The sequence below is a fragment of the Bacillus sp. RCC_6_1 genome, from assembly GCF_041360755.1.
In the GTDB taxonomy this organism is placed as follows: Bacteria; Bacillota; Bacilli; order Bacillales; family Bacillaceae_G; genus Bacillus_A; species Bacillus_A cereus.
In genome coordinates, this window is sequence record NZ_JBFUPV010000011.1 from 13617 (window position 1) to 35661 (window position 22045).

The following is a 22045-nucleotide window of genomic DNA, read 5'->3' on the forward strand; positions in this document are numbered from 1 at the left end:
AACGCATAGGATATAAATTTGTATACATTGTTTAAAAAAGCATACATTACTGTCTATTTTTTTATACACTGTCCAGAGGCTATGTTATGGAGCCCCTTGATACAACCAGTCTTATTATTTTCACTGGAAAGTTACTTCCACCCCCAACATATACTGTTCAAAAGCAAAAAGGAAGTGATCCAATGTATTACGGAACAAAGGGCTGGTACGTAGCTGAACTAAAAAAATTAGGCGTACGCTATCATGAAGGACGAAAACTAGAAAGTTACCGCGGGCACATCTTGCGCAATTTACTACTTGCACAACAAGAGAAATTAAAAGAACAGTAACATTCTAATGTAACGATATCGGCGATTCGACATGCAATATCGACTTACCGACAAATTTCGCTAATTCATCTACCTAAACCACCAACCAATTACACATCAATACAAACAAAAAAGGTCACCCAAACGGGTGACCTTTCTTTCTTATTCACAAACAAGAATCTGTCTAGTAAATGATCCTTTTCTTGTAATACAGCGATCTGTAATTTCGAATCCTGCTTCATGGATCATGTCGTCCATTGTTTCCATCGTGACAACGACTACTTTTTTCGCGATGCGGCGTGCACTTGAGAGAATTGATAGTTGATCTTCTGGTGTGGCATGCGTAAATAAGTCGTACGGCATATCGATAATAGCAACGTCGTAGTTCTCAGTAATTTCCTCGATCGGCCCTTTTGTTACTGTTCCTTCAAATCCGAAATGTGCGATGTTTTTTCTCGTTCCAAGAACTACAAGTGGATTTATATCTCTACCAACGATGTTAATCCCCATAGAAAGTGATTCTACTACTACTGTTCCAATACCGCAGCACGGGTCAATTGCTCGTACTCCCTCTGGATTGGGTACAGCGATATTTGCAACTGATCTCGCAACACGTGTGCTAAGAGATGTCGAATAACTATGCGGTTTTTTTATGTGATGATACCAAACTGGTTCGCTTTCTACATAGTGCCCGAAGTACCAGCGTCCTCCAAGAGGAACAATCCCGAATACACGCTCTGGATTACGAACATCCGCTTCTCCTTCAATATGCATACCGAGGTCTCTTTCAATAAGACGTCTTTCTCCATATTCAATTTTATTCTCTCCAACAAGGTCATTAATTTTAACGAAGATGACTTTGAACGTCGCTCCCGCCAAATCAATTTGTTCCACTTGTTTTAAAATGCTTTCTAAGTCGTCCCCTTCATACATAACTTCAATTCGCTCTTTAATAAACGCACTTCTACTCGGGTCAATTTTGACATCACTTTTTAAAATATTAACGTGGGACTCCATTCCAAAGAACGAGCGCATTTCCAAGTAACATAAAGCACGCTCCTCCTCACGAAATGCATACGTATATATACAGGCAGGTGTTTTACTATGATTACTCAATCTATTATCATCCTTTATCGTTTAAAATTGTTATGATTACAATTATTCAAATACTTTTCTTTTGTATATAAAATTAAATGATATCATATGCCGGAAATAAAGAGAAACGTTAATAAATAAAAGAGACTGCCAATGGCAATCTCTTATTATTTATTAACGGAAAGAAGACACGTTGTTACCCATTTCTTCATAGTAATCTAAAATACCTTGATAAATAGCTTCCGCTGCACTTTGTCTCTGCGCTGGCGTAGCTATTTTATCTGCATCACTTTTATTATCTACAAATGCTAATTCTGCTAATACAGCTGGCATTGTATTTTCTCTAATTACGTATAAATCGCCTTTTTTCACACCACGATCTTTTGTTCCCAGTGCATCTACAAGACGCTCTTGAATTTTTTCTGCTAGTAAACGACTTTCTGATACGTTAGGATTTGTTCCTCTTGCTGTCGCTGATTCATAGTAGAACGTTTCTGTACCTTGTCCATTTTTACTTTCCGTACCATTACCATGGATACTTACAAAAATATCCCCATTATTTTTTTGAGCAAATTCTACACGTTTCTTTAAAGAATCAGAAGCACTTGTTCCTGGACGTGTATCATCTGTACGAGTGAATAACACAGTAAATGGTGTCTTTTTCTCAAATATCTTCTGTAATCGTAGTGATACATCTAATACAGTTTCACTTTCTTTCTCATAATAACCTGGATTACCTGAATCTGCTCCACCATGACCTGGATCAATGATAATCGCTTTTCCTTCTAAGAAGTTACCTTGCTTCACTGGATTTAATTGATTTTTATTAACCCATTGGAAACCAGCGCCCATGCGGATACGAATCCAGCTGCCGTTCTCTTCAATAACAGTTACTTGTTGTGCGTTATGTGTTCCCATTACTTTTGAAGAAGAAGAAGCTTCTGCATAAGTAGTGAATCCTTCCTTAATAACTTCTGTTTTCTCTACTAAAGGTGTCCATTTATCACCTTTACTTGTTGCAATTTTGATCCATCCATCTCGCTCTTCTTTAATTTCAACCATTTGTGGATTATGCTGATTTGCACTAATCCCAGAACTTAATGATGGTGCGTGATATGTAATGAATTTTCTATCTATGTACATTTTCTTTGTTTCTACTGGACGATCACTATTCTTGCTAAATTTATCTGTTTGCGCAGTAAGTTGAGCTGCTTGTTCACGCGTAATAGAATCATTCGGTTTCCAGCCATCCTCTGTACCTAAAGAAAGTTTTAATTCTACTAAAATATTAACTTCTTCTTTACCCCAATGATTCTCTAAATCAGCAAATTTTGTAGGAACTGGTCCTGTTACTTTGCTTTTCAGATTATATGCTCTTACAAGCATAGCTGCCATTTCAGCACGAGTTACTTTTCCTTCAGGATCAAATACTCCTGGTTCTCGCCCTTTAATAATATTCTCTTTTTCCATGGCTGCAATAAATGAAGCTGCCCAACTATTTTTTGCATCATTATAAGACGGCTTTGCATTTGGATCTACTTTAGCACCAATTGCTGTTGCGATAATCTTTGCTGCCTGAGCGCGTGTTAAATTTCCGTATGGCATAAAGTTACCATCTGGCATACCGTTAATTACATTTCTCTCTACTAAATAATAAATTGCGTCTTTTGACCACGCACTATCTGAAACATCAGGAAATTTCTTCGTTTCTGCTAAACTACTAATTGGATGTGCTAGTAAATTTGCTGCTAATAAACCTGCGGCTATTGCTTTGTACTTCATGAAAAATAAATCTCCTCTCAAAACTTCATATTCATTCATTTTTTTAATCAAGCTAACTAAAAAATATTAACTATTAATTAATTCCTTTCATAGTGTATAACATTATATATCTATAGTAAATACGTTTCCGGCCGTATAACAAAAATCGTATATATATAACTTATAATGAATGTATATAAAAAACTTTAATCAGCCCTCACCAATCGGGCTTTTACGGGCAGCCCGGTCCCCATCTAACTTCTTTGCTTTCGCTGAATTTTGAGGTAGTGGTCTTACTGCTCGGCAAATAGCGGGATAAAAAAGCGATTAGGACATGTCTCCTAATCGCTTCACCAAATAAAAAGCTGATTAAAAATACTATCTTTAATCAGCTCTCTATTATCTATGAAATTATTCTTCAATTAAATTAGACATTACATATGCATACACTAATGCTTCTGTATGCGCAATAGAACTTTCATGTGTACGTTCAAATGCGTGAGAAGAATCAATACCCGCTCCAATTAACGCATGTTTCACATCAAATCCCGCGCGAATCGCAGCTGATGCATCAGATGCGTAGTACGGATAAATATCTACTTTATATTCAATATGATTCGTTTTCGCAAGCTCTACTAAATGTTTGCGCAGTGCATAATGATACGGGCCGCTAGAGTCTTTTGCACAAATAGATACTGTATATTCATCAGATGTTTGTCCATCACCTAACGCTCCCATATCAACTGCTAAGTATTCAACAGTTTCTTCTGGAATGTTAGAGTTACCACCGTATCCAATCTCTTCATTATTAGAAATTAAGAAATGCGTCGTATATGGTAATGTTACGTTTTCATCTTGTAATCTTTTAATTAATTTTAATAAAATTGCAACACTTACTTTGTCATCTAAATGACGTGATTTTATGTATCCACTCTCTGTAATTTGAACGCGCGGATCAAATGAAACGAAGTCTCCTACTTCAATTCCTAATTCGCGTACTTCATCAGCTGAAAATACGCGCTCATCAATACGAACTTCAATATTTTTCTCATTGCGTTTTGCTTCACCTGCATCTTTATATACATGTACAGATGTTTGATGCATTAAAATCGTTCCTGTATATGTCTTGCCACTTGATGTTTCAATTTCGCAATATTCCCCTTCTACAGAGTTCCAGCGAAATCCACCAATCATAGAAAGACTCAGGCGACCATCAGGCTTAATTTCTTTCACCATCGCACCTAACGTATCAACGTGTGCCGTTAATAAGCGGTGCTGCGCATCATTCTTCCCTTTTACCGTTAAAATAAGAGCTCCCTTATTATTACGTTTCGTTTCTACGTTCCACTCACTGACATAGTTTTCAATGAAATTAATAATTTTTGCTGTATTTCCAGATGGACTTGGAATAGAGACAAGCTCCTTAATTAGTTCCATCGTTTCTTTCGTATGGTGTGCCATTGTCGTTTCCTCCTCATTTTCTCTACTATTCAGTATACAAAATTCGCCAGAAAACCTCTACTTATATGGCCTAATTTTCTAAATTGTAGTAAAATTCTTTTTAGTATACAAAAGGAGCTCTGAAATATGAATATATCAAAAAAATATATACACATTGCACTCATTTGGTTTTTAGCATCATTATTTTGTTTACAAATCTCTTATGCCATTCATACTACTACTTCTATTACAATCAGCTGGATATTAACAGCTATCTTCTTCATTATTAGCTTCATTGCAACAAGAAAGCATAGCGTTACTCATTAACGCTATGCTTTTCCTATAAAACTATTCTTCTGAAACATCTAATAAATAAATCCCTCTTTCAAATCCACCGCGCTCTATCTCTTTTTGCTTACGAAGGCGTTCTACATCTTCAATCGATGCACCTTCTGCACGTGCTAATGAGATGATAACTTCTAGCGCATCCGCAAGAGAATCTAGCGCATGTTCTCGTTCTTTCATAGAAGCAAATTCACGAATTTCTTCCGTTCCAATTTTCGCTAAAGCTTGTATGTATGCTTGACCTGTTAATTTTTGTGCTGTATATGTTTTTCCAGACATTAAAATCTTCTCTGGAACACGATCTCTTACTAACTTGTTATATGCTGACATCATTCATCCTCCTATATTTAATAACATCCGAGCTCTGCTTTATAGAAAAACCATTTTTTCTTCACGCACGCACTTAACATATCAATTCCTGATCCATGTGCTCTTACATGCGGAAAGAAATAGTGCTCTAAGTCTTCGTCCTTACCATATAGAGTTTGATACTCATCTGGAATCGCTTCTTTTTTCACATCTTTTTCTTTCGTCACCCCGTCAGAAAATGCAACACTTGGATGTCCCTCAAAAAACAACGCAGTCCGAACTGCCAAAGATGGTGTACTATGCAAAGCAGAATATGTAAGCAAAATAATAGTAATAACACCGATCATTTTCTTCATGTATTACTCCTTAAAAAAAGTGCTAACACAATTATACTAAAATGTGTTAGCACTTTCTCCCCTTTATCCCGAATTAACGAGCTAATAATCAGTGAGGAATGGACAAAATCCTCACTTCACTTTATTCCCCTTTAAATGCTGGTAAACGTTTTTCTAAAAACGCAGCAATTCCTTCTTTATGATCCGCTGTTTGTCTCATTGCATATTGACCACGCTTTTCTAATTGCAATGTTTGCTCTAAATTAGAGCGATTTACTTCACATAAAATTTGCTTCGTTTGAATCATTGCTTTAATCGGTTTTTGTGACCATTCATTAATTTTTTGTTTCACAGCCGTTTGGAAATCTTCGCCGATTACTTCATCAATTAAGCCGATATCAAGCGCTTCTGTCGCTGATAACTTCTTACCTTCCCAAATAATTTGCTTCGTCATATTTTCACCGACACGCTTTTGAAGGAAGAAATGACCGCCTCCATCTGGAATTAAAGCGATTCCAATAAAGTTCATTGCAATAACAGATGATATATCCGCCATTACATAATCAGCTGTTAACGCAATACTTAACCCAAGACCTGCAGTCGGTCCATGAATTGCACTAATAACAAGCTTTGGCATCGTATATAATGTCACGACAACTTCAGAAATGGTATTCATAATGCCATCAAACTTACTTTCATCATTACTTGAAAGCATCGATTTAATATCCCCACCCGCAGAAAAACCACGGCCGTTCCCGCATAACACAACGATATGCGCAGAACTTTCCGCTACTTCTTTCAACTTTTGTAATAACTCTTTTAATGTCGGCTCATCTAACGCATTTAACACCTCTGGGCGATTGACCATAACCGTTGCAACGTTACCTTCATATTTCACAATAACAGATTCTGTTTTACTCGTTACTTCCATTACATACCCCTCTTTTCTCCATAAAGATTATACTTATATAATTATAGAAAACCACTGAAAAATCCTTCTTTTTTCTCAATTTTCTGTCTAATAATCTCGCAATTTGTACATTTACCGTATAAAACATACAATTCCGTTGAAAAATATAGAAATTAAAGTCGGTTTATCCATGCTTTTCATCTATTTACCATTACAATGAAATGGTGTATTCTTAAGTTTGATAAAAAAACAAATATTGAAATTCATTCGCCTTACTATGTAAAAAAGGCTTTATACCCATCTTTTGGGTGTTGTAATAAAGGAATGAAGAACTGGAGGAACATATGGTTAATAAGTTGAAACAAACGGATAACTACTTCCCACATTTCCTATTGCTATTCATTGTGTTTCAACCAATTTTAGATTTATTAACATCTTTTTCAATCTATATACTACACATGAGCGCAACAGTTGGAGTTGTAGTCCGTTTCGCCTTTATGCTTCTTGCATTAGGGTACCTACTTCTTCATCACAAACAACAAGATGCGAAAAAGTACATCCTCTATTTATGCTTACTCGGAATCGCACTCGCAATCGGTCTTGTAAATAATATGATGGTTAAATCTCCAGTTTCATTTGGAGAAGAAGTTAAATTCATCTTAAAGAGCGTATATCCAATTGTGCTACTCTTTGGATATATTATCGCCTTTAAAGAGCTAAAAAATAAAGAGTATGTATTCCATAAAATCATTACATATTTCTTATATGCAACTTTAATTTTAAGCATTACAATGATTGTCGCAATGCAAACTGGAACGGATTTCCCAAGCTATCCTCACTCAAAAATCGGTTCAAGAGGTTGGTTCTTCGCTGGAAATGATTTAAGTTCTCTTTTCGCCATTATGTTCCCAATCATTGTCTTATATTCGATTCATAAAACAACTTCTTTCTCGAAAATATATTACTGGATTCCAACAATACTTGCGATGTATGCAAGTATTATGGTCGGAACGAAAGTCGGATATGGCGCAATTGTTATTACATTAGGCGTAGCACTTTTCTTCTCATTCATTGAATATATGATAAATCGTAAAAAAGAAGGAAAAGGATTCACACATATTGTAAATACCGTTGTTGTCGCAGTTATACTAGGAGGTTTAATTGCTCTTACACCGCATACTCCTATCGCAAAAAATATGGGCATTCACATGCAAATATACGAATACAAAAAATCAGTACAAGAAGAGAAAGATCGAAAAGAAGGAAAAGTAATTAAAGCAGATCCAGAAGATGCAAAAAAACATGCAAAAGGTGAACTTACAGATTCTGAAGTAAAAAGTTTAATTTACAGTGATCGCGACAAATTCTTAAAAACATACAAACAATACTATAAAGACGCACCGCTTTCACAAAAACTATTCGGAATGGGTTACGCTGGTAACTACACAGATAAAATTAAATTAATTGAAATGGACTTCCATGACCTATTTTTCGCATTTGGAATTGTCGGTTTCCTTATTTACTTAATACCTCTTCTATACTTTGGTATTAAATTATTTATCCGCATGATCACAAACTTTAAGAAAATCATGAAAGTAAAGTATATGCTATTAGCGAGCACACTCGTTCTATCACTTGGCATTGGCTTTATGTCTGGCCACGTATTAACAGCACCAGCCGTTAGTATTTTCTTCGTTGTTATACTCGCTTATATCATTGTTGATTTTGAAATTGAATAAAAAGAAGGTGCTACGAAATATTAGTAGCACCTTCTTTTTTATTTAATTAATGTTTTACGTATTCTAAGCTTTCTTTTGCAATATACGCTTCTGTTACAGTAGGATTATCTGAAATAACTTTAACCCACGCTTTTCCGTTTATTATCTCTTCACCAGTAACTGTGACAACTACATTTGTATTTAAACGATACATTCGCTCATTTGATATACTAGGATTCTTTTTCACTTCCACGTTATTCATCACACGTGCAAGTTTGTACTTGTTGTATTCTTTTTTACCTAAATAAGAATCAAAACGGTTCATATGCCCCGCTACTTTTTTACCCCAGTTCGCATCAGATGCATATTTCGCATTTAAACCAGCTGCTTTATCACCTGTATATGTTGCTGTATAACGCCAATGTCCTGGATTTAAATATCCTTCATTCATGTATAATTTTGCTGCATGTTCAATACAATCTTCTTTTGAATTGAATGCTTCTCCGTTACCATACGGACTATCGTCTGTTGCTTTTAAACCAAATAAATTATTTTTGTCTTTTGCAAGAGCGCTTGTTCCATAATAACTTTCATGAATTGCTAATGAATATAAGAATAGTGCATTTACATTATACTTGCTTTCTACTTCTTTAAATTTCTTTCCTAAACCAATTAATGGAGAGTCTGGTTTAATCGATTTCACATAACTATCTAGTTGTTCAGCTGTATAATCTGTTTTCGAACGTAATGATAAATAATTGAAATATTGATAGAAAGTTTCGTCTCCAAATGTCTTTCCATCTACACTATACATTTGCTGTCCTGGCTTCATAAAAGAAGGTGCCACACCATATCTAAATTCTGTATATCCAGGTGAACTTGTATTATATGCATAATATTTATGGTATAAATATCCATCTGATTTCACATAATAAGACGACTGTTTCATTTCATTTGTAGGAATTAAAGTGATTTCATTCTTCTTCACATAACCTGTCAAACCAGAAAGTTGGACTTTCACACGATCTTCGCCAACTTCTAACACTTTCAATTCTGTTCCATACTGAATATACGTATATACTGTTGACAAATTCTCATCATAAATATTAATGATGTTTTGCCCAGTTATTCTTTTCGCACTTGCAAAACCATCTTTAATCCATAAAAATTCGTTCTCGTATTTTACCGCATTCATACCTTTATTTTGAGCAGCCGTAACCGCTTCTTTATACGTATTATAGCGCTCTATTTCTTGCTCTGTTCCATTTTCTCTTACATTTGTCACAACATATTTCTTAGTTTCTACAGGATTGCTATTTCCGTTTTTTTCAATCGTCTGAAGCATGCGATCCAACATAGCTGAAGCCATCCCTCTTGTAGCTGATAAATGTGGTCTAAATGTATTATCTTCTGGATACCCTTTAATAATTTGAGTAGCCACCATAACTTGCACATGCTCTTTATAGTTAATACTATCTTTATCAGTAAAGGTAAGCGGACTTACAGCTACTTTAATATTTTTATAGTCTAACGCTCGCTTTACCATTATCGACATTTCTTCACGTGTAATCACATCATTTGGTGAGAATGTCTCGTTCGTACGACCATTAATAATTTTCGCTCCATATGCTCTACTTACACCATCATATAAACCGTAAGTCTTCGGCACATCCTCGAAATTCGAATCAGCTTTTGGTAAATTTAAAGCCCTTGCTATGAATGTAGCAAACTCTGCTCTTGTTACTAATTTATCAGGCGCATATACATTGTCTCCATACCCCATTAAAACTCCTTTAGTAATAAGTGAGCGCATATTCGTCTCAAACATATGTCCTGTAATATCATCATTTGCCGCATAACTTGAAATAGGAGTTAAAAGTAATGATCCCGTTAATGCCACTGCTGTTATACCTTTTGAAAAAGTCTTCAAGGTTATCCTCCTCGTAATCTACGAATTTATTATCACAAATTTGATTATATAATAATCGCAATCATTTTAGCATAATAAATAGGAATTAAAATAAAACGTTTTTGTAATTAGAATTTTCATTAAATTCAAAACAAAAATAAAAGACACTTTACTTTTTTAATAAAGTGCCTTTTTCCATATGATCAATGAGTTTCTTTGTTGCCTGTTTGCCTTGCAACCGAAGCTCATCTATTGTCAATTGTAACTCTTGCTGCACAGTTCCTTGTTGCATTAATTGCTTTTTCGCAATTTCATATAAATACTCAGCACTCCATTCGCCATCCACACTCCCTATAACTGGCTGATTCACTTGACTTAAAAACGAATCAATTTTCGGATCGTATGAAATCCCGACCATTGGAGTTTTGGCTACGGCAGAAAAAACAAGTGCATGAAGACGCATACCAATTAGTAATGAACATTGTGATAAAATGAATATTTTCTCGTCGATATCCATTTTATACGGAAGCATATACGTCTCTTCTCCCATTAAGTCTACTACTTCACGCGAAGCTTTTTGATCAAATGGCTCATGCATTGGAACAAATAGAATTTGGTATCCTTCTTGCTTTAATTTTTTTAGTGCCGCAGCTAATTTTTTTATATAATCTTCTTTTGCATTCCAATAACGCACACTAACCGCGATTACTTTTCCATGTATCGAATGCTTTTGCAACCAATCCGATTGTTTTGTCCGTTTCCATGTTAAAACAGGGTCTGGAACAATTTCAATATCGTTTTTTATGCCAAGTTCTTTTAAATATAAAAACGAATCCTCATCTCGAACTGATACATAGGAAGCTTTTGACAAGTTCCATTTTACTAATAGACGATTATATCCTTTTGTAATTGGACCTATTCCTTGTGAATAAATATAATACGGCTTTTTTAATAATCGAGCGAGTCCCATAATACCCGTATAATATAGAATACTCTTCGTACTTGTCTGATCTTGAAGAAGGCTCCCGCCACCGCTAATAACTCCATCACTGTTTTTTATCGCATGATAAACAGCTTTTATATCCCAGCGATCTACCGATTCTACACCATACATTTCCTTTGTATATTTAGAATCATTTGATAGTACTACTAGTTCTATATCCGGGTTCTCTTTACTTAACGATTCAATAATTGATTGTAGAATCGCCTCGTCTCCAACATTATAAAAACCATAATATCCTGATAAGACTAAACGCACCCTAAATCTCCTCCAAAACTAGGTAACCGTTTATTTCATCTAACATAAACTAGTACCCATTCCTTACCTAAACACTTGATACCCTACATAGTTTCCTCTTTATCAGTTCATATGAATTATAATAAAAAATTAAATTTCTATATTTATCTTTTCAAAAATGGTATTTTGTTTATTGATATCCATTTTAATTTCAAAGCACATACACCATACAAAATGGTTGTAATACTTAATGCTATACCACTGAATAATAACGTCATAATTCTTGAAGTTGTAACATCTATCACATTACATAATTCATACAATCCTAGTCCCAAAATACATGCTATTGCTAGCACACCGAAAAAGCTTTTTAAATGAATAGAATAGGCAATATAGCTTCGAATATACAAATGATTTACAATACAAATCAATACGTAAGTAATTAGTGTACTATACGCCGCTCCATCTATGCCAAACTTCTGCACGAACATCATGTTTAGCATGACTTTCACACAACTCGCACCAATAACAATCCATGCAGCTTGTGCAGAACGGTTAATGCCCTGTAAAACACCTATTGATAATACCATAACCGCAGTAAAATACGAACTGCCAATCATAACTGTTAACATACTACTGCCTTTTACGTCTGTGAACAATCCGACATTTAACGGTACGGTTAATGCCATCAACCATATTGTTAACGGTGCTGTCAAAACATGCGCTAGTCGATTTGTATTTTGAATTGTTATTTTCGCCAAATTTATATCTCTTTTGGCCAATGCGGAAGTTAAGAGTGGTATTAACGGAAATACAATTGCACTTGCAAAAATAACAATTATTTGCGTGAATGCAAAACCGCGACTGTATATTCCAAATTGTTCTTGAATTTCTGTTGATGATCCTTGTAATACATGCGGTATTGTAAGCGAGTCTACTAAATTTAAAAGTGGCATTGATAAAGCTCCGATAGCGATTGGGATCGATACCCGCAATATCTTTTTGCCGTTTTCTCTTAAATCTCGGAGCGAATAGGAATTGCTTTTATTGTAGTATGGACTTCTATTATATTTTATACGCAAATATATAAGCGAACTAATGACTCCAAGAAAAGAGCCAACCATCGCACCACTAGTAATAACAGCATTACTCTTATCCCATGATACTAGTATGTAAGCAATTATTAACATAAAAAACACACGTACAAATTGCTCAATGACCTGTGATACCCCTGTTGGTTTCATATCACCGAAACCTTGAAAATACCCTCTATACACCGCCATGTATGGCGCAATGAGTAATGCTAATGAAGTAATAAGCAACGGCATTCTAGTTTCTTGTCCACCGAGCATATTCGCAATTTCAATAGAAAATAATACAATGACTAAACAGCCGAAAACGCCAAATGCTATCCCAATAATTGACGCTGATTTAAATAATTTCGCAATTTCCTTTTGCTTATTTTTTTCGTTCAACTCTGCAATTAGTTTCGAAATTGCAAGTGGAACTCCGGCTACCGATAATGTAAGAGCAATCATATATACAGGAAAAACAAGGCGAAAAATACCGAGCACTTCATCTCCTGCAATATTTTGTAATGGAATTTGAAAAAAACTACCAAGCAATTTTGACAAAAAAGTTGTAATGGTTAAAATTGCTGCTCCTTTTACAAATGTTTTATTCATATTTTTTCTCTTTTCTTTTATACATATACTCTCAAACATATTGTTTTAAGCGATAGGGATTCATTTTATCCCATTGGTTATCATAACAAATTTATTATAGGTTGAATACTTGGTTTTTTTTTCAAAATAGAAAAACGAACCCATTTAAGCCTGCCTCTTCACAATATTTTTCTAATTCCTTCCATTATATATGTACACACTATAAGCGTTTCTGTTACGCCAAAAGAGCCCTTCCTCTCTGTCACTGCGATACATATTACTAAAAACATTATAAAAACATCCCACAACTCTACATTATAATTTATGTAAAATTGTGAGATATTCTAATTACTATCTAAACACTTAAGATTTTCAATTGCTCTTTCTGTTCATCGCTTGCCATTACTGCGATTGTTTTTTCAATACTCGGATGTACTTGCTCAAGCTTTACACTTGCTCCTACTTTATTTGATTGCTCAACAAAATTTAATAATGCCATAGCTCCTGATACATCCATATAACGCACATCTTTCATACGTAAAACAACCGGTGACTTCACATCTTGTAAAGTAGAGAAAATACGATCTACTGATAGAAAAGAGAGCGGCCCTTGAATTGTGTACGTTTCTTCTTTTTCTTTTACGATAGAAGTTTTACGTTCTTTACATTTCACCATATATATGATGAACGAAAGAATAATACCGAAGGCAACAGCAATCATTAAATCGAACTTCACCGTTACAATCATCGTTACGAGCATAACAACGACATCACCTTTAGGAGCGACATGCATCTTTTTCATGCTTCCCCAATCGAACATTCCAATACCAGTTAAAATTAAAATACCTGATAATACGGCAAGTGGAATATATTGTACGACCGAACCAAGACCCATAATAAAAATAAATAAGATAACACTATGCATACATGCCGAAAGTGCCGTTTTACCGCCACTTCTTATATTCACGATAGACCTTACAGTCGCACCTGCACCTGCTAATCCGCCAAACAATCCGCTCATCATATTACCGATACCTTGTCCAACGAGCTCTTTATTACTTTTATGACGTGTACCTGTCACATTATCCATTACGACCGATGTTAACAACGAGTCAATCGATCCTAATAAAGCAATACTAAGCGCTGGTAAAATAAGTGCTGCTATTCCTGTTCCACTTAAAGATGGAATATGAAGCGTAGGCATCGCTTCTGGAATGGTTCCAATCTTTTCAATTACTTTATTTAGTGAAAGATTTCCGATAATCGGTAACTTTACTGTAAGTCCTTCGAGTAGAGAAGAAAATAAAGGAAGCAAAGCTGTCACACCGACTAGTGCTACTAAACTAGACGGAATCGCCTTAATCCATTTGCCAGAAACAATCATTACAATAATCGTTAACACAACAAGTAAAAAACTATTTTGTACGTGCTTTATTTCGCCTAAAATAATGATTAATGCAATACCATTCATAAATCCTGAAACGACAGGATACGGAATATATCGAACGTAAGAACCGAGCTTACATACACCGAATAAAATTTGAAATAACCCTGCCATCATAAAGGCAATAAAACTTGCCTCTAACCCGTGCGTCGCAATAACTCCTGTTGCAATAACGGTAATTGGTCCAGTTGGCCCTGTTACTTGCCCAGGTGTCCCGCCAAATAACGCTGCGAATAAACCTGCAAAAATCGCACCATACAATCCAACAAGCGCTCCCTCAGACGTTCCTGTCGCGGCAATACCAAATGCAATCGCAAGTGGTAACGCAACAATCGCAACAGTAAATCCTGCTAAACATTCCTTTGCTATTTTTTGAAACATAAAAAAACCACCTTTGTATAAAGTCCATGTTCCATTGTACACCTAAAAAGATACATTCGTTAGCTCACTTTTTACATTCTCGTGACGTAAACGTATTCAACGAAAAGTTTTCCCCTTATCTTTGGAAACAATTGCAACTATGCTATAATGAACAAATTAAATCTTTTACTATATACTTGGAGGCACTATGCTAACTTTTGAAGAAAAATTATCGATTATTGAATCTTTCCCAGAACTAGAAAGAAAGAACGTATCATTAAAACGTGTAAACTTCCACTTTGAAGAAAGTCGTTTAGATAAAAAGAACGTTGTATTTCATTTACACCCAAATGGAAATGGATTTGTATATGCAAGCGGTATTAAAGGTTATAAAACAGATGATAAAGGCATGGTTAACATCCGTGAGTTTTCAGCAGAGGAGTTACGTTCAGTAATTGAGAAATCAATTGACCTTCTATCACAAGAAGAGGTAGTAGCACCTGTAGAACCTGCGAAAGAAGAAGAATGGCAGAACGAAGATGGTCATATTCTTACTCTTATTTCAGAGGATGACATGTGGAACGTGTACGCTGGTGTAAACTTAGACGGTACATTCAACTCTTATCCAGAAGCTGCGGAATACCTTGATGAAGAAGGCTTTTCACGCAAATAAAAATAGAAACCTATTTCATTCAACGACTTTTATAGTAATCAAAGAAGACACTTAAGGTGTCTTTTTTTGTTATATAAACTCCTTTCTCACACTATCTCTACTAATTTTCATAAAATGATTCAGAGGAGGTTTATATGAATACAACTGCTAAATTAATAAATTGGAAAGAACATGGCGATATGATTATTCTAGAATGTGAATTAAATGGAAAACGCTTCGAGATATCAACATATAAACAAAGAATATATAATGCACACCTTTTATCAGCTGACGTTTATATTCGTTTAGACTCATCTGATAATATAATTGGAATAAATATTTATAAAAAGTAAGAAAAGCCCCCTATTCCGTAGGCGGGCTTTATCTTTATTACACAACATCAGAGTATACTCTCTTTTTTTCATACAGTTTATGTAATTATACATATTCATCAAAAAATACACTAAATGAATATTACATGTAGTAAAATATAACTTGTGGGCACGTTCTATAAAGCAGATTCTTTTAAAAGGCGTAACATATCAATTATTATAGGGGATGTGGCGTCACTTCAATATTGATCTCAAATCTCTTGTCTTTTGTGAACTAACAATCTAGTGTATATAGACGATTCTGCTTTATAGTATGTGTTTACACTCATAACAAAGGGGTAATGGTAATACGGATAGATTCGTATGAAATGAAATGGTTCAAGTCGGAGAGAGGCACCTTAAGGTGTCTTTTCTTTTTGGACATTACATCCATTTTGTTTTTCCACCTTATTTCAAATGCGCTAATTAACCTTCAACAAGAAGAAATGAGAATTAACAAAGATATTGTTTCTTCTGTTTAATATAGAAAAATGAAGGGTACCCCATAGATATGGGGTATCCTTCATTTTTTATTTTTTCGCACCTTTCAATGACTCCCTCAGCACAAATTTCTGCAACTTCCCGCTCGCATTACGAGGGAGTTCATCTACAAATAAATAATGACGCGGACGTTTATAATCTGCTAGTTCATCACTTTCTTTGCAATACGTTTCTAAATCAGCTTCTGTTATTGTTTCATCTTTCTTCACAATAACTGCCACAACACGCTCTCCCCATAATTCGTCTGGCTCACCAAGTACCGCCACATCTAATATACCAGGATGACTATGAAGGAAATCTTCAATTTCACGAGGATAAATATTTACGCCACCGCTAATTACCATATCATCAACGCGATCAGCAACGAATAAATAACCGTCTTTATCAAAATAGCCTAGATCACCAGAATGATACCATCCTTTATACATCGATTTTTTATTCGCTTCTTCACGATTATGATAGCCAGCCATCATAGTTGGGCCGCGCAAAATAATTTCTCCCACTTCATAAGGAGGTAATACATCCTCTGGTTCTGCCGGTGCATCCTCGTTCGGTTTCACAATACGAACTTCATGGCTAAAGCATGGCGTGCCTGCTGAACCAGCTTTCGTAATTTGATCCTCCTCTACGAGAAACGCAACAACTGGCCCCATTTCTGTCATTCCGTATATTTGAACAAGATCAATATAAAGACGTTCTTTACATTCTTTTACTAACGCCGGTGCCATTGCTGCTCCGCCGTATATACCAATCTTCATCGAAGTTAAATCATACTGAGCTAAATCTTTTTGCAACAACATATTCCACATTGTCGGCGCTGCAAAGAACGTCGTAATCTTTTCTTCTTGAATCGTATGTAATACTGTTTCTGTATCAAAATGATGCAAAATAACATTCTTTCCGCCAACTTGAATGCGTGGTATGATTCCAGCGTTTAATTCACCACAGTGATATAAAGGCGCAACGACAAGCCCTACACTATCTCTATTATATTTAAGGAAATACGTACAAATCATACTATGCTCAGTCATTTCGCGATGACGATGTAATACGCCTTTCGGATGACCTGTCGTACCGCTCGTATAAAGCATTGAACAATAATCCATTTCATCAATTTCGATATTTATTTTCTCAGAAGATGCTGCATTCACTTTTTCATGGTAGGAACTTGCATAGGAAGGTTTATCGTTTTCTATAGACCAAAAAGATGTATTTGGAAAATCTCTTTCAATTATAGCAACAGTTGACTCAACTGCTTTTTCAAAGACAACGACTTTCGAGGATGCGTCCTGAAGAATATAAGATACTTCTTTCGCCTTTAAGCGGAAATTAATCGGGTTAAAGATCGCTCCGATTTTCGCACAGGCTAAGTAAACGTTTACAAATTCACGGCAATTATATAAGTAAACAGATACCGTATCTCCCTTTCTTACTCCGTCTTCTAATAGAGCGTGCGCTGTTTTATTTATTTGTTCATCCCACTGTTTATACGTCCAGCGAATATTCTTTTCAGGTTCCACTAACGCCTCTTTATTCGGATACTTACCAACTGATAAATCAAAAATTCTCCCTATCGTCATGTACATGCCAACAATTTCCCCCTTTTCTCTTTCATAAATCTATCATTTCGTCCATAAGTAGACATTGTCCTTTAATGATTTGACTAATTTTTCTGATTATTATCGACATAGTTTTACATACGGTACCACTAGACGGTAAATGAAATTATATCAGCGATTTTCCAGGTATATCGACCGTAACTTGAAATATATCAGCGATTTTCAAAATATATCAGCGCAACTCGAATTATATCAGCGATTTTTCGAATATATCGACTTACCGACAAAAACTGACAAGATATAATCGGACCGCCCGTTACTGCAGGATAAAAAAGAGGTTGTTCCGACTCGGAACAACCTCTTTCTTCTTATGCAAATAGCTCTTCTAAAATTTTCAGTTTATCTTCTGTATATTTCACAAAGCCATCGTTATATGATTTTGGATCTTTCGGATTTGCGAAGTGAGTAATTGCTCCCGTCTTCGGATGAACAAATTTACTTGATGCACCACAGCCAAGTCCGATAATTGATTGTACTTCTTCCATAATGACAATGTTGTAAATACTTTCTTGCGTCGGCATTGCATAACCAACGTTCTCTAAGTTACCTAAAATATTCTTTTGACGATATAGGTAATATGGTACGTAATTATGCTTTTGCGTCCACTCTTCTGCTTCGTGCATCATCGCTGTAATTTCTTCGCGACCTGCTACTTTATATTTACGTTTGTTTTGCGTCATTTCAGAAGCACGTTTGAATGATAACGTATGAACTGTTAATGATTCTGGCATTAACTTTTCTGTTTCATCTAACGTATGTTTGAAGATATCTAACCCTTCACCAGGAAGACCAATAATTAAGTCCATATTAATATTGTTCATTCCCATTTCACGAGCTAAATGGTATTTCTCAATTGTTTCTTCTACAGTATGATGACGTCCAATTGCTTTTAGTGTCTCTTGATGGTATGACTGCGGATTAATACTAATACGGTCAATATTCCATTTATTTAACACTTCTAGCTTTGCTGGCGTGATCGTATCTGGGCGACCTGCCTCAACTGTTACTTCACGCACATTTTTCACATCTGGGAACGCTTCATACATTTCTTCATACAGCATATCCATCTCTTCTGCTGTAATACTTGTAGGTGTACCGCCGCCGTAATAAATCGTCGTAACTTTTACACCTTTTTCTTTTAAAAACTTACCAATTTCACGAACTTCATAATGTAAACCACCCAAGAACGAATCAACAGACCCTTGGCGTCCATTAATCGCATAAGCCGGGAATGTACAATATGCACATTTCGTTGGGCAGAACGGAATACCGATATAAATACTTACTTCTTCTTTCAAACGGTATAAATCTGGAACAACTGATAATTGGCAATCAACAATGCGCTGAAGAAGTTCAATTTTCTCTTCATGAATTAAATAACTTTCACGAAGCTCTTGATGCGCTTCTTCTTTTGACATACCATTTTGAAGCATTTTATGAAGAAGTTTCGTCGGACGTACTCCCGTTAAAATACCCCAGCTTTGTTCAATACCAGTTAACTGCTGAAGAACAGAAAGATATACATAAGAAACAACGTGTTTCACTTGCTTCATACGCTCTTTTTCATCTGTGAAAGCAGATAAATCTTTCGAGAATGTTTCTTCATACACATTTCCTGTGCTAACATCCGTTAATCGAGCGGATGCTTTCACATTATCCTCAATGTGTATATCAACGATAAGATTCGCTTCCTCTTGTTCAAATCCAATCGTACTATCTTCAAAAAATAAGCCGCCAATATTTTGTAGCGGACGTAAAAAACGATCATCTTGTAACGTTTTAATTGAAATTAACAACATTATCACCTTTTCATTTGCAAACTCTCTTTAGTTTACTTGAAGGGCGTTTACAGGTCAATACAGAAGGTTTTACCTGTTTCTCTTACATTTTTTCAAATAATTCTTTTTATGAATATCGCTCCTGTATATAGACATCATCATTTTCTCTTGTTAAAATTTATTAGTACTAAAATCGATACATAGTGAAAATACAATATAAAAAGGAGGAATGTTAACACTAGATTCCATAATCTAATGTGTTAAAAAAAATATGAAAAAGAAATTTTATAGTGTTTTAACTCTCTCTCTTGCATTACAAACTGTTCTTGCACCTACTTATTCATTTGCAGAGAGTGTTGAAAAATCCGCTGAAGTATATACGGAAGATCAAGTTTTTAAAAGTATTAAAGAGCATGTTAATGAGCATAGTACTCATGAAGAAGATATCGAGGTTACTGGTCAATTCCTACTATACACTTCAAAAAAACATTCATTATATACCGCGAATGATTTAAAAAACAAATCGAATATCGAGATTACAGAACAAGTCGTAACGGCGACAAAGAAAAAAGGAAATGCTTATTACATAACGACGACAACTGGCGCTGGATGGATAGATAACAATGATAATAGCTTAGAAGTTCAAGAGATTCATAAACTATCTAATCAAAAATTAATCGTAAAAGAAGAAGCTTCCATACATGCCCTTCCGTTCCAATCATTTAAAGAAGAAGGGAAACTACAGCCACAAGTCATAACTCCTACTGAACAAGCTGGAAATTGGTTTAAAGTCCAAATAAATGAAACAACAAAATGGATTTATGCACCTTCTGCTACATTTGAAGGTACAAAAGCTTCATTATTAAAAAACAGTCGTACTGCTAAAAATAGTTTATTGAGATCGCCAGAAGCTCTACAAACAAACAATATTTATGGCGTTACATTTAAAGAAATGATTGTCCCAAAAGGAAATGACGATATTCGCCCTGGCTACCCGATGGTACCTAAATATATTACGATTCACGAAACAGCTAATACAGCGAAGGGTGCTAATGCTCTAAATCATGCAAAATTCTTAGATAATCAAGCACGCGGAACAGCTGATCGCGCCGCATCTTGGCATTTCACAGTAGATGATAAAGAAATTTATCAACATCTTCCAGTAAATGAAGTTGGATGGCATGCTGGAAATAAAACTGGAAACTATGAATCTATCGGAATTGAAATTGCCGTTAATCAAGATGGAAACTATGAAAAAGCGGTAGAAAATGCCCGTAAATTGGCAGCTTATTTAATGAACGACTTAAATATTTCTCTAGATAAGGTCCAAAAACACCAATTTTGGTCAGGAAAAAACTGCCCTGCGTTTATGATTCAACGCGGACAATGGGATGCTTTCTTAAAAGGAACTGAAACATACTATAAGGAAAACCAAAAAAATCCCGTAACTGATGACATTACAGGTGGATGGTATGAACAAGATATTCGTCAATTAGCAGCTAGAGGCATTATGCAAGGAGAAGGGAACGGCAAGTACTTCCCAGAACGTCTTGTAACGCGTGCTGAATTTGCTACACTAATTACTCGTGCTTTACAATTACCAAGTGGAAATGCTAATTTCACAGACTTAGAACAAGTACACCCATCGTTAAGAGACGGTATTAACCGTGCAGCAAGCGCAGGCATAATCCGCGGACGTGGTGATAATACATTTGATCCAAATACTACAATTACACGCGAAGAAGCTGTTATTATGATTGATCGTTCTCTAAAACACGCTGGTATTTTTGCAAAACAAGTTGAACTACCATTCGTAGACCAAAACTTAATTTACGCTAAAGAAGAAGTACAAAGAGTGTATGGATATGGAATTGTAAAAGGTAATGAATTTAATCAATTCGTACCAAAAGGACCATCACAACGTGCACACGCAGCTGCATTTATAAACAGAATGCTTAGCGTAATTGAAGCTTAACATATTTATCATTCCATATAGATATTTTCATTTTATCTGTATTCACTTAAAAGGCATCAGAGACTATATATCTCTGATGCCTTTTATACATCTTTTAACCATTTTTAGCCATGAATCTTAAACGTATTCCTAGTAGCAGAAGCATAAAACCGATGAATGGAACGTAATTCGTATTGTGTCCTGTAGCTGGAAGTTGTTGATTATTAGAAGAACCTTGTCCTTTTTCTGGTAAATTAGGTTTTTCTACTCCCTCACCTGGTTTTTCTGTTCCTTCACCCGGCTTCTCTGTTCCTTCACCTGGCTTCTCTGTTCCT

The 22045-nt window shown here is 35.4% G+C and carries 19 protein-coding genes; 6 read left to right on the top strand and 13 right to left on the bottom strand.

Annotated features, from left to right (window positions below):
* Positions 1-86: 86 nt before the first annotated feature.
* On the top strand, positions 87-329 hold the full coding sequence (locus AB6801_RS23485; protein WP_000433499.1) for a YflJ family protein: 243 nt from the start codon (positions 87-89) through the stop codon (positions 327-329).
* 141 nt (positions 330-470) lie between these two features.
* Here the strand turns inward: AB6801_RS23485 and AB6801_RS23490 are convergent, their stop codons facing one another.
* From AB6801_RS23490 to AB6801_RS23500, 3 genes are all read right to left on the bottom strand, one after another.
* Positions 471-1424: a TRM11 family SAM-dependent methyltransferase gene (locus AB6801_RS23490; protein WP_097999443.1), complete on the bottom strand. Its 954-nt coding sequence runs from the start codon at positions 1422-1424 to the stop codon at positions 471-473.
* Between the two features lie 153 nt (positions 1425-1577).
* Positions 1578-3185, bottom strand: a complete 1608-nt coding sequence (locus AB6801_RS23495) for an N-acetylmuramoyl-L-alanine amidase (RefSeq protein WP_098330547.1) — start codon at positions 3183-3185, stop codon at positions 1578-1580.
* A gap of 390 nt (positions 3186-3575) precedes the next feature.
* Complete coding sequence (locus tag AB6801_RS23500) at positions 3576-4625, bottom strand: M42 family metallopeptidase (protein ID WP_097999445.1); 1050 nt, start codon at positions 4623-4625, stop codon at positions 3576-3578.
* A 126-nt stretch (positions 4626-4751) separates the two neighbouring features.
* Here AB6801_RS23500 and AB6801_RS23505 point away from each other — a divergent pair, with 126 nt between their 5' ends.
* Entirely contained in the window at positions 4752-4931 is a 180-nt protein-coding gene (locus tag AB6801_RS23505; RefSeq protein WP_097999446.1) for a hypothetical protein, read from the top strand.
* 21 nt (positions 4932-4952) lie between these two features.
* On the opposite strand, the gene AB6801_RS23510 is transcribed toward AB6801_RS23505, so the two are convergent.
* From AB6801_RS23510 to AB6801_RS23520, 3 genes are all read right to left on the bottom strand, one after another.
* Complete coding sequence (locus AB6801_RS23510) at positions 4953-5279, bottom strand: nucleoside triphosphate pyrophosphohydrolase (protein ID WP_001277350.1); 327 nt, start codon at positions 5277-5279, stop codon at positions 4953-4955.
* 17 nt (positions 5280-5296) lie between these two features.
* Positions 5297-5614 (bottom strand): hypothetical protein, encoded by a 318-nt coding sequence (locus AB6801_RS23515; RefSeq protein ID WP_000738198.1) that lies wholly within the window; start codon positions 5612-5614, stop codon positions 5297-5299.
* A 121-nt stretch (positions 5615-5735) separates the two neighbouring features.
* Complete coding sequence (locus tag AB6801_RS23520) at positions 5736-6524, bottom strand: enoyl-CoA hydratase (RefSeq protein ID WP_000454179.1); 789 nt, start codon at positions 6522-6524, stop codon at positions 5736-5738.
* Between the two features lie 323 nt (positions 6525-6847).
* On the opposite strand from AB6801_RS23520, the gene AB6801_RS23525 reads away from it, so the two are divergent.
* A complete protein-coding gene (locus AB6801_RS23525) occupies positions 6848-8242 on the top strand; it encodes an O-antigen ligase family protein (protein WP_000247535.1) in 1395 nt (464 codons plus the stop codon).
* A 46-nt stretch (positions 8243-8288) separates the two neighbouring features.
* On the opposite strand, the gene AB6801_RS23530 is transcribed toward AB6801_RS23525, so the two are convergent.
* The 4 genes from AB6801_RS23530 to AB6801_RS23545 form a co-directional block, all read right to left on the bottom strand.
* Complete coding sequence (locus AB6801_RS23530; RefSeq protein ID WP_097999447.1) at positions 8289-10151, bottom strand: S-layer homology domain-containing protein; 1863 nt, start codon at positions 10149-10151, stop codon at positions 8289-8291.
* 148 nt (positions 10152-10299) lie between these two features.
* Positions 10300-11388 (bottom strand): polysaccharide pyruvyl transferase CsaB, encoded by a 1089-nt coding sequence (csaB, locus tag AB6801_RS23535; protein ID WP_001241591.1) that lies wholly within the window; start codon positions 11386-11388, stop codon positions 10300-10302.
* A gap of 143 nt (positions 11389-11531) precedes the next feature.
* Complete coding sequence (locus AB6801_RS23540) at positions 11532-13052, bottom strand: putative polysaccharide biosynthesis protein (protein WP_097999448.1); 1521 nt, start codon at positions 13050-13052, stop codon at positions 11532-11534.
* A 334-nt stretch (positions 13053-13386) separates the two neighbouring features.
* Positions 13387-14856: a SulP family inorganic anion transporter gene (locus tag AB6801_RS23545; protein ID WP_000486654.1), complete on the bottom strand. Its 1470-nt coding sequence runs from the start codon at positions 14854-14856 to the stop codon at positions 13387-13389.
* Positions 14857-15043: 187 nt separating this feature from the next.
* On the opposite strand from AB6801_RS23545, the gene AB6801_RS23550 reads away from it, so the two are divergent.
* Together AB6801_RS23550 and AB6801_RS23555 are read left to right on the top strand one after the other, a co-directional pair.
* Positions 15044-15508 carry a hypothetical protein gene (locus AB6801_RS23550; RefSeq protein WP_000954998.1) on the top strand — a complete coding sequence of 155 codons (465 nt, stop codon included), beginning with the start codon at positions 15044-15046 and terminating at the stop codon, positions 15506-15508.
* Between the two features lie 134 nt (positions 15509-15642).
* Complete coding sequence (locus AB6801_RS23555; RefSeq protein WP_001098258.1) at positions 15643-15840, top strand: hypothetical protein; 198 nt, start codon at positions 15643-15645, stop codon at positions 15838-15840.
* Between the two features lie 548 nt (positions 15841-16388).
* Here the strand turns inward: AB6801_RS23555 and AB6801_RS23560 are convergent.
* On the bottom strand, positions 16389-17945 hold the full coding sequence (locus AB6801_RS23560; protein ID WP_097999449.1) for a fatty acid--CoA ligase: 1557 nt from the start codon (positions 17943-17945) through the stop codon (positions 16389-16391).
* A gap of 341 nt (positions 17946-18286) precedes the next feature.
* Positions 18287-19777 (bottom strand): coproporphyrinogen III oxidase, encoded by a 1491-nt coding sequence (locus tag AB6801_RS23565; RefSeq protein ID WP_141530656.1) that lies wholly within the window; start codon positions 19775-19777, stop codon positions 18287-18289.
* A gap of 250 nt (positions 19778-20027) precedes the next feature.
* On the opposite strand from AB6801_RS23565, the gene AB6801_RS23570 reads away from it, so the two are divergent.
* On the top strand, positions 20028-21731 hold the full coding sequence (locus AB6801_RS23570) for an S-layer homology domain-containing protein (protein ID WP_370941182.1): 1704 nt from the start codon (positions 20028-20030) through the stop codon (positions 21729-21731).
* A gap of 94 nt (positions 21732-21825) precedes the next feature.
* Here the strand turns inward: AB6801_RS23570 and AB6801_RS23575 are convergent.
* Positions 21826-22045 (bottom strand): LPXTG cell wall anchor domain-containing protein (locus AB6801_RS23575; protein ID WP_225639729.1); only part of this gene is annotated, 220 nt, incomplete at its 5' end.